Genomic DNA, 13,191 nt, shown 5'->3' with positions numbered 1-13,191 from the left:
TATCGGTTTTGTCTTATTTTTACTCAATATTTTTGTACGATAAATTGAGTTTTGTCATTGATGATGAGCTAAATATAAAGGGAATATAATATGAAAAGTAAAATATTTTACAAAACAATGTATTGCAGTTTGATTGGTGTAACATGCATTTCTGCGGTACATGCAGCTGATTTTAAAAGGTTCTCAGTGTCAGCAGGGTGGTTACATGTAATGCCACAGGGAAAAGCAAATCCGTTTGATATCTCGACCTCTGTTCCAAGCGGCACTAAAGCCAATGTTGGTCAAATCTCAGTCCCTGCTTTTATGAGTGCTGTTGATCCAGACGCTACTCTTCCATCTACAGGTGAAAACGCTAAAGATATTTTGGATTTAGTCTTTAAAAAACCTGAAGGCGGTGGGCAAAGTGTTGGGGAGCTACTGGGATTTGTTGATTCTGAAGGTAATGTCACCCCAGTTACGTCTGGAGTAGCTACAATTAATGGCATTGATCATTGGCAAAATGAAGGAAGCGGATTAGAAGCGAATGACGTAGATACTCTTGGTCTAACTTTTAACTATTATTTAAATGAAAATGTTTCATTGCAATTTATTGGAGGTATTCCTCCTAAAGTTGATATTAACGGTAAAGGGTTTATTAAAGCACCATTGACAGGTTCTGCTGCGCCAGGTGGTTTGGCTGGCAGTGTTATTGGGGATAATCTTGGACTAAAAAAAGACATTCCTATTACCAATTTAGATGCTTACGGCAAAGCCGCAACGGTACGTGCTTGGACACCTGCACTGGAAGCCCAATATCAGTGGGGTAGAGCGGGCATAAATAAGTTTAGACCCTATGTCGGCGCGGGGGTAATGTATGCTCATTTTAGTGATATTAAACTAAACTCTGGTATACGCTCTGACTTGGAAGCCGCAGGTCACATGATTCAAAATATTCATGATGGACAGGCAGGTGCTGCATTAGACGGTAAAAAATCCAGTGCAAATCCAGTGGTGGATGTTGACGCAGATGATGCGATTGCACCGATTGTAACTGCTGGATTTACTTATGATATCACGCCAAATTGGTATACAGTGGCTTCAGTGTCTTATGCAAAACTCAATAATAAGGCCACGATTAATGTGTTTGATAGCAATACAAACAAACAACTAATTCATGCCACGACCAAAATGGATATCGACCCTATCATTACTTATTTGGGGGTAGGTTATCGTTTTTAATTTTAGTGTCGAGGTTTAAAACTTTATTGATACTGGCATGCTGATCAATACAATGATGGGCATGCTTTTTTAGTTTAGCAAAATAACAAAGCTTTTTTACATTTGAATGATTAATCGCGCATAAAATTTCACAGCTCAACTTACTTTCTGGTATGCATAGCTCGCATATTTAAAAGGCTAAAATGCACATTATCAAATTATGGATTATGTTTAGATGTTACAATTGAAAAAAATGAAGATTTGCTTTGCTTTCGGTTTATTGATCTTCTCATCAGGTTGCCAAAATTTACCCACCACGCTGGTCGCGAAATTAATGGATAATCAGCAAACTCGAGAGAATGTTCAATATCTTGAACAATACGCCAAAGAAAATATTAATCAACAGCTCATTGTTAAAACTGATCTAAATTATGGCGATCAGTCGAGTCAAAGATTGGATATTATTTATCCTGAAGTGCTGGTCGATCAGAAGATTCCTGTGGTCTTTCTGGTTCATGGTGGTGGTTGGGTTGCTGGTAATAAAGAGAGTATGTTGCCCTATGCGAAAATGATTGCGGATCAAGGTTTTTTGGTAGTCAATGTTGAATATACTTTAGTTCCACAAGCCGCTTATCCTCAACAGGTATTAGAGTTAAATCAGGCAGTTGAGTATGTTGTTCAACACCAAAATCAATTACCAATCGACTTATCTCGTGTATTTTTTAGTGGTGATTCCGCAGGTGCAAATATTACGAGTAGTTATGTTGCCGCATTAAATGCGCCTAAAATGGCAGAGCAGCTGAATTTGAAAGCGTCTATTTCTGCTCAAAGTGTGAAGGGACTCGTTTTACATAGTGGTGTTTATGATTTAAAAACGTTATACCACGCAAGTGCAAAAGCTGGAAAAATCGTTTCTTGGGGCGCACAAAGCGTCATTGCCCAATACAGTGGCTATCCTCATCCTACGGATCAACAATTAGACTTGATGTCCGCTTATCCATGGGTCACAGCGCAATTTCCACCCGTGTATTTTAGTGCAACAGATCAGGATATTTTGACTCAAACTCAGACTAAACCATTGGTTAAAAAGCTTAAAAATTTAGGTGTTGATGTGAGTTCGAAAATATACGCCAAAGATTATGCCGAAAATATTAATCATGATTTTAACTTTAATTTGCGGTTTAAAGCCAGTCATGAGGTTTTTGATCAGTCGATCCAGTTCCTCAAACGTCATTCTTGAACTTGATTAGAATTTTAAGTAATTATAAAAAAAATCAGCATCCAAATAAGATGCTGATTTTTTTCAAAGCATTGGTAGAAAATAAATAAAACTTATTTTTCTACAATGGCGACAACACCTTGACCACCAGCGGCACAGATCGAGACTAAAATACGACCTGAACCTTTTTGGTTGAGAATTTTAGCCGCAGTCGCAAGGATACGACCACCTGTGGCAGCAAATGGATGACCCGCAGCTAAAGAAGAGCCGTGAATGTTCAATTTCGAACGGTCAATCGCACCTAAAGGAGCATCTAAGCCTAAACGCTCTTTACAGAATTTAGGATCTTCCCACGCTTTAAGTGTAGAAAGCACTTGTGATGCAAATGCTTCATGAATTTCGTAATAATCGAAATCTTGTAGTTTTAAACCAGCACGTTCAAGCATACGCGGAACTGCATAAGCAGGTGCCATTAATAAGCCTTCTTTTTTATTTACGAAGTCAACCGCTGCTGTTTCAGAGAAGCTTAAGTATGCTAATACTTCATGTCCGTTTGCTTTCGCCCATTCTTCAGAAGCTAAAAGAACAACAGATGCACCATCAGTCAGTGGAGTAGAGTTACCCGCTGTCATGGTCGCATTTTCACCTTTACCAAAAACAGGCTTAAGTTTGGCAAGTTTCTCGACTGATGAGTCTGGACGTAAGTTATTGTCGCGCTCAAGACCCATAAACGGGGTAATTAAGTCGTCGAAGAAACCTTCTTCATAGGCTTTTGCCATTTTGTGATGAGAAGATGCAGCAAGTTCATCCTGTTCTTCACGACCAATATTCCATTCAAGGGCGGTAATTGCAGCATGATCGCCCATTGAAAGACCTGTACGTGGTTCACCATTTTTTGGCGCATCCATCAATTCTTTCAAATTAATTTTAGTTAAAGCCTTTAAGCGATCTTTACCTGTTTTTGCGATGTTCAATTCAAGCAAAGCTTTACGTAACCCGTCACCAAATGCGATAGGAGCATCCGAAGTTGTATCTACACCGCCAGCAATTGCGACATCGATTTGACCCAGTGCAATTTTATTGGCAACGGCAAAAGCAGCTTGTAAACCTGTACCACAAGCTTGCTGGATATCGTAAGCAGGTGTTTCTGGAGCAAGGGCAGTGTTCAGTACGCACTCACGGGTCATATTAAAATCACGGCTATGTTTCAGTACCGCACCCGCAACGACTTCACCAAGGCGTTGACCTTGAAGGTTGTAACGTTCAACCAGACCATTTAATGCAGCAGTCAGCATGTCCATGTTAGATGCTTTAAAATACGCGCCATTAGAACGGGCAAATGGAATACGGTTGCCACCAATAATGGCGACACGGCGAATTGCGTTTTGACTCATGTTTTGATCCTGTTGAACAGAAGGTTGCGCTTTAGTTGAAGTTGATGCTTTTGTACTAGCTGGCGTTTTACTGGTTGCAGCAGTCGTTTTTGTACGCGCAGTGCTTGCACGTGTACGTGGTGTTTTGGTTGCGGTTGCAGAGGTTGCTTTCGCTGTACCTGAAGCTGTACTTTTAGTTGCGCGTGGAGTGCGCTTTGATGTATTTGACACAGTATCCGAAGCAGTATTAGTCGGTGCTGTTTGCTCTTGTGGATTGTCTTGAGTTGTTTTGCTCATAAGGCTTTTCCAAGCATGTTTATGATATTCTTGCGGTGTACATTAACATAATTAAAATAGACCTGTATTGACTAGAATGACATTCTAGACTGCATTCAGGTCAAGACATATCAAGATTAACTCAAGTATTATTTTATTCAAATCCATGAACCTATATGTTCACAAGTTTCCAACAAGGGATATAAACAGCAATTATCTGGCTGAGTTTATACATACATTTTTTGCATGAGAGATAATAACCATGACTGATCAATACCAGGCATTTACCCAATCACCACTTGGTAAATTTGTCGTAAAAAATTTAGGTTTACCATCACCCGTGGTGCTAGATCGTTTTGAAAGTGCAGAACCTGTGATTAATGGTGCTGTATTGCTTGGTGCTGCGCCTTCAAGTTCTTTATCTGGCGCAATTGCGCAGGTTTTGAGTAATATCCATGCGGACAGCTATGCAGGCAATAATGCAGAGTTACAACAAACTGCCGCAAAAGTTGGTTTAAATTTACGTGCTTTTAACTCAGGTGACAAAGAGTCTAAATTTAAAGCAGTGGTTTTTGATGCGTCTGGTATTCAAAACTCTGAACAGTTGAATGAACTGTATAAATTCTTTAATCCAGTGGCACGTCAGCTTCAAAGCTCTGGTCGCGTGATTGTGATTGGCACCACACCAGAATCAGCAAAAACTGTAAAACAAGCAATTGCTCAACGTGCGCTTGAAGGTTTTGTAAAATCTGTTGGTAAAGAATTCAAAAAAGGTATTACTGCACAAGTCGTTTATGTGGATGAAGGCGCGGCGGATAATATCGAATCAACTTTACGTTTCTTGCTTTCTCCACGTTCAGCGTATGTTTCTGGTCAAGTGATCCGTGTATCTAAAGCAGATGTGGTAAAAGTAGACTGGAATCAGCCATTGGCAGGTAAAACTGCATTGGTCACTGGTGCGAGTCGTGGTATTGGTGAAGCAATTGCACATGTATTGGCACGCGATGGCGCACACGTTATTTGTCTGGATGTACCACAGCAGCAAGCAGATCTTGATCGCGTTGCAGCGGAAATTGGTGGCTCGGCTTTAGGTCTGGATATTACTGCGGCTGATGCAGGTGAGAAAATTAAAGCGGCTGCTGCAAAGCAGGGCGGTTTGGATATTATTGTACATAACGCTGGTATTACACGTGACAAAACTTTGGCCAATATGAAGCCTGAGCTTTGGGATCTGGTAATTAACATTAACTTGTCAGCGGCTGAACGTATCAATGACTATCTACTGGCTAATGATGGCTTGAATGAAAATGGTCGAATTGTTTGCGTTTCTTCAATCAGTGGTATTGCAGGGAACTTGGGACAAACCAACTATGCTGCATCTAAAGCAGGCGTAATTGGTCTGGTGAAATTTACTGCGCCAACGTTGAAAAATGGTATTACTATCAATGCTGTTGCGCCAGGCTTTATTGAAACTCAGATGACCGCTGCGATTCCATTTGCGATTCGTGAAGCTGGTCGTCGTATGAACTCGATGAATCAGGGTGGTTTACCTGTTGATGTTGCGGAAACAATCGCATGGTACGCATCAACTGCATCAACTGGTCTAAACGGTAATGTTGTGCGTGTTTGTGGGCAAAGCTTACTCGGCGCATAATTTGCTAGTTTTTATGTGGTCGCTTTGAAAATAGAATAATATTCGCCCTCTCTTTATCATTAAGGAGAGGGTATCCTCATTGTAAATCTATAAAAATTGAATAAGGTCAACCATGAATACACGCCATTTTAGCCAACTTCCTAAACCGTATCTGGCTTATCCAAAAGTCATTCAAGGTCTGGTATTTAAAAAGCCAACGGGTCCAAAAGTTTTGCCACAGGTTGAATATGTGGTGGATTCATTTCAAGTCGATCAGAAACATTTGCAAGCTTATAATGAAGTTTGTGGCTTTAAAAATGATGGTTTTATTCCTGCGATTTATTTAGCGGTGCTTTCGCAGAGTCTACAGATGCATATGATGACCACAGAAGCTTTTCCATTTGCAGTGTTAGGTTTGGTTCATATTCGTAATCAAGTCAAACAAACACGTAAAATTGGAGTAGATGAACGTTTAACATTATCTTGTAAATTTGGCGAGTTAAAGCCGCATGATAAAGGCGTTCAATTTGATTTCATTACTACTGCAAAGGTGGGCAATGAAGTGGTGATGCAAGGTTTAACCACTTACTTGTCTCGTCAAAAGACAGAAAAAAAGACTACTGAAAAAGCAAAAGAAAGCAGAACACCAGAGTATCAACTTCAACAAGTCTGGGATATTGCAGAAAATACAGGTCGTCGTTATGCCAAAGTTTCAGGCGACTTTAACCTCATCCATATTCATGCGGTGACGGCAAAAGCCTTTGGTTTTAAACAGGCGATTGCGCATGGAATGTGGAGTAAAGCTAAGGCTTTGGCCAATATCAACTTACCAGACGCTTATGAAGCAGATGTATGGTTTAAACTTCCAATGTATTTGCCATCAAAAGTTGAGTTTTTGACAGCAGAGCAGCCAAAGGAAACTGATTTTTTAATTCGCAATGAAAAGTCTAAAAAACCGCATGTTTCAGGGACGGTCAGCGCTTTGTAAATTTCAAAAGCCCGATCAATTCGGGCTTTTTATATAAAACTAGAAAAAATGAGGGAACAAGAATGAGCGCTTTAACAGAAATTTTATTTGCAGATAAACAGAATTATCATGGTTTGATTGATCAGCGTTTTCACGATTTGGCAGAGCAATTTAGCCGTTTGCAGGATGCGCGGACTGAACAAGGCGGAGCAGCTTTAACCGTTTATTTTCGCGGGCAAAAAGTGGTTGATATTTATACAGGGAAAAAATCTCAGACTGAACAATGGAATGATGAGACGCTTTCTGTTTGTTACTCAACTGGAAAAGGTGTATTAGCAACTTTGGCACATATTTTAGTCAGTGAGGGCTTGATAGAATATGACATTCCAATTGCACATTATTGGCCAGCGTTTGGGCAGAACAATAAAGAGCAGATCACACTCAGACATATATTGAGTCATCAAAGCGGTTTGTACGACATTCGCAATTTGATTGAGGATGCACGTGAAATGCTGAATTGGTCACATATGTTACAGGTGTTTGAACAAGCGACGCCACGTTTTGCTGTTAATCAAAGCAATGCTTATCAAGCATTAACATTTGGCTGGTTAGTAGGGGGCGCGCTTGAAAAAGCGACTGGACGCGGTTTATCCGATTTAATGCAAACTTATTTGGTTAAACCTTTACAATTAGACGGTGCATTTTTTGGTGTGCCGAGTTCAGAGTTGAATCGTGTTGCTAGATTAATTCCACAAAAAAGATCAACTGAACAAAAACCTCAAGACGCTCAAACAAAAAAAGCAAAAGCACATAAACCTTCTCTTGCCGATAAATTAGTCACATGGACTGGACAAAATCCACAAGACTTTCAGGATGCGATGATCCCAAAAGGAATGAAAAATTTTAGTTTCTTTAGTGATGAGGGACTGCAAGCGATTATTCCTGCTGCCAATGGTACTTTTACAGCGAATAGCCTAAGTAAGATCTACGCAATGCTTGCCAATGGTGGTCGATGGGAAGGTCAGACCTTCATTCAGCCAGAGGTTTTTCAGCAACTGAGTACGATTCAAAGTTATGCAAGAGATAGAGTCATGCCGATTCCGATGAACTGGCGACTGGGTTATCATCGCGTTTTAACGATGGGCAAACGTACAAAAAATGGCTTTGGACACATCGGTTATAATGGTTCGGGAGCATGGTGCGATCCAGATCGAAACTTAAGCTTTGCTTATACTCATAATTTTAAAATTGGTTCGATCACGGGGGATTATCGTTTATGGGGATTGACTCAAGAAACCTTGCGTTGTGGAGACCTGATATTAACAGGGCGTAAGGGCTGGTTTTAATTTAAATTTTCAGCTTTGCAGGAATGTGATAAGTGATCTGAATATATTTGGGTTGTTGTTTGACACGGTTGATGCTTCCCCCCAAACCCTCTGCAAGTTTTCGGCTAGCATAGTTTTGTTCTGCGACGGGATAAACAAAATAATCACTTCCAAGGTTTAAAACCGCCCAATCATAAATCGACTTCAATGCTTCTTTGGCATAGCCTTTGGCGTGTTCATCTTCACGTATCCATAAACCAAATTCAGGCGTTTGAGTATGGATACGGTGAATGCCAATTAAGCCAATAAACTTTTGAGAGCTTTTATCTCTTAGCACAAAATGTTGATCTGTGCCTTGAGTTTGAGCATGTATCCAGCTTTTACCAATCGACTCAAATTCCGCAAAAGATTTTGCTGGCTCCCAAGACATAAATTGAGTCAAACTTGACGTAATGCATGGATAAATATCAGGACAATCCTGTAACTTAAAAGTTTCTATATTGAGTCTAGGAGAACTAAGACTTGGAGTAGCAAACATAGTAAAATTTATATATGTTTAAAGAACTTAATTATCATATATAAATAATAATCATTTGCAAATATAAAGTTAGATTGAATTCATTAATTCCATTTTAATCATGATTTCCACATGACGTTGAAACGATGGCTCATCTAAGCCTTGTAGACCAAGTTGATAAATTCCTTCTAAACCACACACAAAAGCAATGAGTCGCCATGCCACATCTTGAGCGGTTGTCGTTTCAAGCATTTTAAACTGCTTTTGTTGTATCCCATCTTGAATCAACTGCACCAATACATTGTGCCATCGTTGCATGGTGAGGTTATAGGCTTTTTTTATTTCGATATCTTGTTCTATCAAAATTTCAGCTTCATTCCAAAGTCGTAAATAAGGCTGAGTTTGCTCGATATTTTCGCAACCCAATAGTAAAGAAATACGTTGAAGCCATGAATCTGTAAGTACCTGAGCTTCAAGTTCATTCAATTGATCCATCAATTCAATAAAAACTTGCGCTTTTAAGTGTGAGGCAGACTCAAAATGATGTTGAACTTGACCAGTAGAAACCTGTGCTTGCGTTGCGATCGCCCGAACGGTCAATGCATTTAAACCTTCTTTTAATGCCAAAGTTTTAGCAGCAGCTAAAATCATGTTACGACGTTGTTCACGATTTAAATAGTTCATTCGCTTGGCTTTCAATATTTATCATCATCGAATTCAAGTTTAATAAAAGTTGGACGTTTGTTCAAGTTTGAGTATAATGATTTTAATTTGAACAAGTGTCCAACTTTAAATTGGGTGTTTTATGTACCGCAAGTGGATAATTCTTGCAATCATCGTTTTGATTTATTTGCCAGTCTCGATTGATGCCACTATTTTGCATGTCGCAATTCCGACCTTAAGCGCAACTTTGGCACTCAGTAATAACCAAATGCTCTGGGTCATGGATATTTATTCCTTGATTATGGCAGGTTTTATTCTGCCCATGGGGGCGTTGGGGGATCGTATTGGTTTTAAGCGCTTAATGATCATTGGGGCGACAATCTTTGGTCTGGCATCTTTAATGGCGGCATTGGCTCAATCGGCTGATATGCTAATCTTGGCTCGCGCTTTACTTGGGTTAGGCGCTGCCATGATTCTTCCTGCCACATTATCAGGTGTTCGCAACAGTTTTCTAGATGAAAGACAACGTAATTATGCGCTAGGGATTTGGGGAACAGTTGGTGGCGGTGGAGCAGCTTTTGGTCCGCTACTCGGTGGTTTTATTTTAGAGCATTTTGATTGGGGCGCTGTGTTTTTAATAAATGTGCCCATCATTATCCTCGTACTCATTTTAACGGTTTGGATCGTACCAAAACAAAAAGTTGAATCTAAGCAGCCTTTAAACCTGTTACAGGCGCTTATTTTAGTCAGTGCAATTTTAATGATCATTTATGCCGCTAAAACAGCGATGCATGAATTGAATTATTTCATTATTTTATTGTTTGTGATTGGACTCGGTGCTTTGATCCTCTTTGTTAAACAGCAGTTAAAATCAGCAAGTCCAATGATTGATTTTAGTTTGTTTAAGCATCCTGTGATTTCTACCAGCATGGTGATGGCGATTGTGGCGATGATCGCGCTCGTCGGATTCGAGCTTTTGTTGTCGCAAGAACTACAGTTTGTTTATGGTTATACGCCGTTGCAGGCAGGCTTATTTATTTTACCTTTTATGATTGCGATTAGCTTGGGTGGGCCATTTACCAGTTTTTTAATGAATCGTTATGGACTTCGCCCAGTCGCCACTTTAGGGATGATGATGTGTGCCTTTAGTCTATGGGGTTTTGCGCTTACTAATTTTGATACACAACATTTGCAAACTTGGAGTCTCATGATTGTTATGGGCATCAGCGTTGAAATTGCATTGCTTTCATCAACTGCTGCGATTATGACTGCTGTGCCTCCACACAAAGCAACCGCAGCTGGAGCAATAGAGGGCATGGCATACGAACTCGGTGCGGGTTTAGGGATTACAATATTTGGTCTTTTACTTTCTTTTTTCTATACGCAATCTTTATTGATTCCACATGGTTTACCATCTGAGTTAGCTCAAACAGCAAGTCATTCAATTGCTGAAGCGATGCAAATTGCACAACAACTCGATGATAAAAGCTTAGTGCTCGCATTGACTCAGGCAGCATCAGATGCCTTTAGTCATTCACATGCGAAAGTACTTGCGATTGCAGGAAGCCTATTTTTAATTTTATCTGGTTTTGTGTGGTGGGCATTGCCTTCTAAGCAAGTAAGTGATGAAGAGAATAGCTATTAAAACAATTTGTTTATTTAATATTTGCTTGTTGATGTATTGTTGCTGAATTCATTCACTATCGGGCAAAAAAACAGTATCCTTATAAATACATTAAGGAGCATTCATGTATCAAGTACTGGCTAGAAAATACCGTCCTCGTAATTTTATTGAATTGGTCGGGCAAAACCATGTGTCGCGCGCACTCACCAGTGCGCTTGAGCGTGGACGTTTGCATCATGCCTACTTGTTTACAGGTACGCGCGGCGTGGGTAAAACGACCATAGCGCGTATTTTGGCGAAATGTCTAAATTGTGAAACAGGCGTTACTTCTACACCTTGTGAAGTTTGTGCAACTTGTCGCGCTGTCAATGAAGGTCGTTTTATTGACCTGATCGAGATTGATGCGGCATCCCGGACCAAAGTAGAAGATACACGTGAGCTTTTGGACAATGTGCCTTATGCACCAACTCAGGGGCGTTTTAAGGTTTATTTGATTGATGAAGTGCATATGCTGTCTACACATTCATTTAATGCCTTGCTCAAAACTCTGGAAGAGCCGCCTGAACATGTGAAGTTTTTATTTGCAACCACAGATCCGCAAAAGCTACCGATTACGGTGATTTCTCGATGCCTACAATTCACCTTGCGTCCTTTAGCTGTAGATGAAATTACTGAACATCTGACGACTATTTTAGACAAAGAACAGATCAGTGCAGACAAAGATGCGATTTGGCAAATTGCTGAATCGGCGCAAGGGTCTTTGCGTGATGCTTTGTCTTTAACTGATCAGGCCATAGCCTACGGGCAAGGTGAAGTCCATCATCAAGATGTTAAGGAAATGTTGGGGCTGATTGATCGTACCATTATCTATGATCTGATCATTGCGATTCATCAAAATCAACAGGCGCGTGTCAGCCAATTATTATTACAATTCCGCCAACAAGCGCTTGATGTTTCTTTGGTGTTAGATCAGTTGATCTCCACCTTACATGAGCTGGCCTTGTTGCAATATTTACCTGAGTTAAGCCTCAAATACAGTGAGGAAATCAATCAAAAGATTTTAGCATTGTCAAAAATGGTGTCGGCTCAGGATTTACAGCTTTACTATCAGATTGCCTGTAAAGGTCGAGCAGAATTACAACTCGCCGTGACTCAAGAACAAGGTTTCGAGATGTGTGTGCTACGTTTGTTGGCATTTCGTCCTTTAGTAATCGATGAAGTTGTGCTTGAACAACCTTCAGAAATGTCATCTGAAATTGTACAGCCTAGCTTTGAAGCAAACACATCAACATTCGCACATGATTTTTCCGCAGATAACTTACCCGCACATGATTTGCCCAAAGATGATTTGACGGCTGTTTCGCATATTCAGCAAATATCTTCTAAACCTGATCAAGCCGCAGCCAGTTCAATCCTAATCAATACTGAAAATTTTGAGGAAGAATCTCAAGCCTTTGAAGAACCAGAGCAATTGATTGCCATGGATCATGAAGCGTTGGCGTCTTCTCCTGCACCTGCAACTGACACACAAGAAAGCGTGGTGGTCTTTGATGCAAATTCAGATGAGTTGATTGGATTCGATACAGAAAAACCTGTACCAGCGATGTCGGTCGATGAGATGCAGGTTTTTCCTGTAGAAGAACTCTTAACTAAATCAGATATAGTTGATCCATCGCAGGATTGTTTTTTAGTTGAATCTATCGAACCTCTGGGCGAGGCAAAGCAAGATATGCTTTTGGCTCAAGATGGTATTGTTTCATTAGAGAATGTTTCATCAGATCGACTGGTATCTTCACTCTCAGAAAATATTGAAGACTCCAGTAAACCTCTAGAAAATCTATATGAAAGTGCCCAAAATCCGAGCATTTCAGCTACTGACGCCGCAATGAATTTTGAATCCACTGCCCAAACTATACAGTTTGAAGAACATCAACCTGTTGCGTCGCGTCATGAAGATTTAATGCCACAAGAAATTCTTAAACTTTCTGTGGAGGTTCTTGATGGTGAATGGACGCTGGAAAAGTGGGAATATTGGTTTAGAAACAGCCAGCTTTCACCTGCTGTTCAGGAGTTGGCACAGCATGGTCTGATGTCAGGTCAAATAGACGGACTATGTACATTTACCATTCCGCAGCAATACGAAGGTATGCTTTCGCAATTACAGCATGCACTGGAAACTGAAATTAAAACCTTGTGGCCAAATACCCAGTTTTCAGTGCAATATGCTGAAGTTTCAGGTATCACGCCATTTGTAAAACAAGCGGAACGTAAACAAAAAGCCTTTCAACGAGCCGAACATTTGTTGAAAAAAGATCCTGTGGTCAAAAGTTTATTGGAAACATTTCAAGGTGAGTTACAAAATATCCAGTTAAAACCATGATAAAGCTAGTTTTTTAA

Annotated in this window: 10 protein-coding genes; 7 read left to right on the top strand and 3 right to left on the bottom strand. The window is 40.1% G+C overall.

From position 1 onward, the window contains the following. Nucleotides 1-90: 90 nt before the first annotated feature. Together F944_RS07935 and F944_RS07930 are read left to right on the top strand one after the other, a co-directional pair. Complete coding sequence (locus tag F944_RS07935) at nt 91-1,218, top strand: OmpW/AlkL family protein (RefSeq protein ID WP_004989122.1); 1,128 nt, start codon at nt 91-93, stop codon at nt 1,216-1,218. Between the two features lie 214 nt (nt 1,219-1,432). Next, nucleotides 1,433-2,437 (top strand): alpha/beta hydrolase, encoded by a 1,005-nt coding sequence (locus tag F944_RS07930; RefSeq protein ID WP_004989121.1) that lies wholly within the window; start codon nt 1,433-1,435, stop codon nt 2,435-2,437. A 92-nt stretch (nt 2,438-2,529) separates the two neighbouring features. Here the strand turns inward: F944_RS07930 and F944_RS07925 are convergent, their stop codons facing one another. Then, nucleotides 2,530-4,086: an acetyl-CoA C-acetyltransferase gene (locus F944_RS07925; RefSeq protein WP_004989120.1), complete on the bottom strand. Its 1,557-nt coding sequence runs from the start codon at nt 4,084-4,086 to the stop codon at nt 2,530-2,532. 241 nt (nt 4,087-4,327) lie between these two features. On the opposite strand from F944_RS07925, the gene F944_RS07920 reads away from it, so the two are divergent. The 3 genes from F944_RS07920 (at nt 4,328) to F944_RS07910 (ending at nt 8,011) form a co-directional block, all read left to right on the top strand. After that, nucleotides 4,328-5,719 carry a 3-oxoacyl-ACP reductase gene (locus F944_RS07920; RefSeq protein ID WP_004989118.1) on the top strand — a complete coding sequence of 464 codons (1,392 nt, stop codon included), beginning with the start codon at nt 4,328-4,330 and terminating at the stop codon, nt 5,717-5,719. Between the two features lie 112 nt (nt 5,720-5,831). Then, nucleotides 5,832-6,686, top strand: a complete 855-nt coding sequence (locus tag F944_RS07915; RefSeq protein WP_004989116.1) for a MaoC family dehydratase — start codon at nt 5,832-5,834, stop codon at nt 6,684-6,686. 62 nt (nt 6,687-6,748) lie between these two features. Beyond that, nucleotides 6,749-8,011, top strand: a complete 1,263-nt coding sequence (locus F944_RS07910) for a serine hydrolase domain-containing protein (protein ID WP_004989115.1) — start codon at nt 6,749-6,751, stop codon at nt 8,009-8,011. Between the two features lies 1 nt (nt 8,012). On the opposite strand, the gene F944_RS07905 is transcribed toward F944_RS07910, so the two are convergent. Both F944_RS07905 and F944_RS07900 read right to left on the bottom strand, forming a co-directional pair. After that, nucleotides 8,013-8,528, bottom strand: coding sequence for a GNAT family N-acetyltransferase (locus F944_RS07905; protein ID WP_004989113.1), 516 nt, complete (start codon nt 8,526-8,528; stop codon nt 8,013-8,015). 69 nt (nt 8,529-8,597) lie between these two features. Then, entirely contained in the window at nt 8,598-9,191 is a 594-nt protein-coding gene (locus F944_RS07900) for a TetR family transcriptional regulator (protein WP_004989111.1), read from the bottom strand. Between the two features lie 121 nt (nt 9,192-9,312). Between F944_RS07900 and F944_RS07895 the strand changes: the two genes are divergently transcribed. Together F944_RS07895 and dnaX are read left to right on the top strand one after the other, a co-directional pair. Beyond that, nucleotides 9,313-10,815, top strand: coding sequence for a SmvA family efflux MFS transporter (locus tag F944_RS07895; protein WP_004989110.1), 1,503 nt, complete (start codon nt 9,313-9,315; stop codon nt 10,813-10,815). A 103-nt stretch (nt 10,816-10,918) separates the two neighbouring features. Next, the gene (dnaX, locus tag F944_RS07890; RefSeq protein ID WP_004989108.1) at nt 10,919-13,174 is read left to right on the top strand and encodes a DNA polymerase III subunit gamma/tau; all 2,256 of its coding nucleotides are present in this window, start codon (nt 10,919-10,921) and stop codon (nt 13,172-13,174) included. Nucleotides 13,175-13,191 lie beyond the last annotated feature (17 nt).

The organism is Acinetobacter ursingii DSM 16037 = CIP 107286 (genome assembly GCF_000368825.1).
GTDB classification, from domain to species: domain Bacteria; phylum Pseudomonadota; class Gammaproteobacteria; order Pseudomonadales; family Moraxellaceae; genus Acinetobacter; species Acinetobacter ursingii.
This window is presented reverse-complemented; position numbering and strand designations above follow the sequence as displayed.

Excerpts from the sequence above, each read along its gene's own strand:
- F944_RS07915 (WP_004989116.1), top strand. The coding sequence starts at position 5,832 with ATGAATACACGCCATTTTAGCCAACTTCCTAAACCGTATCTGGCTTAT.
- F944_RS07910 (WP_004989115.1), top strand. The coding sequence starts at position 6,749 with ATGAGCGCTTTAACAGAAATTTTATTTGCAGATAAACAGAATTATCAT.
- F944_RS07920 (WP_004989118.1), top strand. The coding sequence starts at position 4,328 with ATGACTGATCAATACCAGGCATTTACCCAATCACCACTTGGTAAATTT.
- dnaX (WP_004989108.1), top strand. The coding sequence starts at position 10,919 with ATGTATCAAGTACTGGCTAGAAAATACCGTCCTCGTAATTTTATTGAA.
- F944_RS07935 (WP_004989122.1), top strand. The coding sequence starts at position 91 with ATGAAAAGTAAAATATTTTACAAAACAATGTATTGCAGTTTGATTGGT.
- F944_RS07900 (WP_004989111.1), bottom strand. The coding sequence starts at position 9,191 with ATGAACTATTTAAATCGTGAACAACGTCGTAACATGATTTTAGCTGCT.
- F944_RS07925 (WP_004989120.1), bottom strand. The coding sequence starts at position 4,086 with ATGAGCAAAACAACTCAAGACAATCCACAAGAGCAAACAGCACCGACT.
- F944_RS07930 (WP_004989121.1), top strand. The coding sequence starts at position 1,433 with ATGTTACAATTGAAAAAAATGAAGATTTGCTTTGCTTTCGGTTTATTG.
- F944_RS07895 (WP_004989110.1), top strand. The coding sequence starts at position 9,313 with ATGTACCGCAAGTGGATAATTCTTGCAATCATCGTTTTGATTTATTTG.
- F944_RS07905 (WP_004989113.1), bottom strand. The coding sequence starts at position 8,528 with ATGTTTGCTACTCCAAGTCTTAGTTCTCCTAGACTCAATATAGAAACT.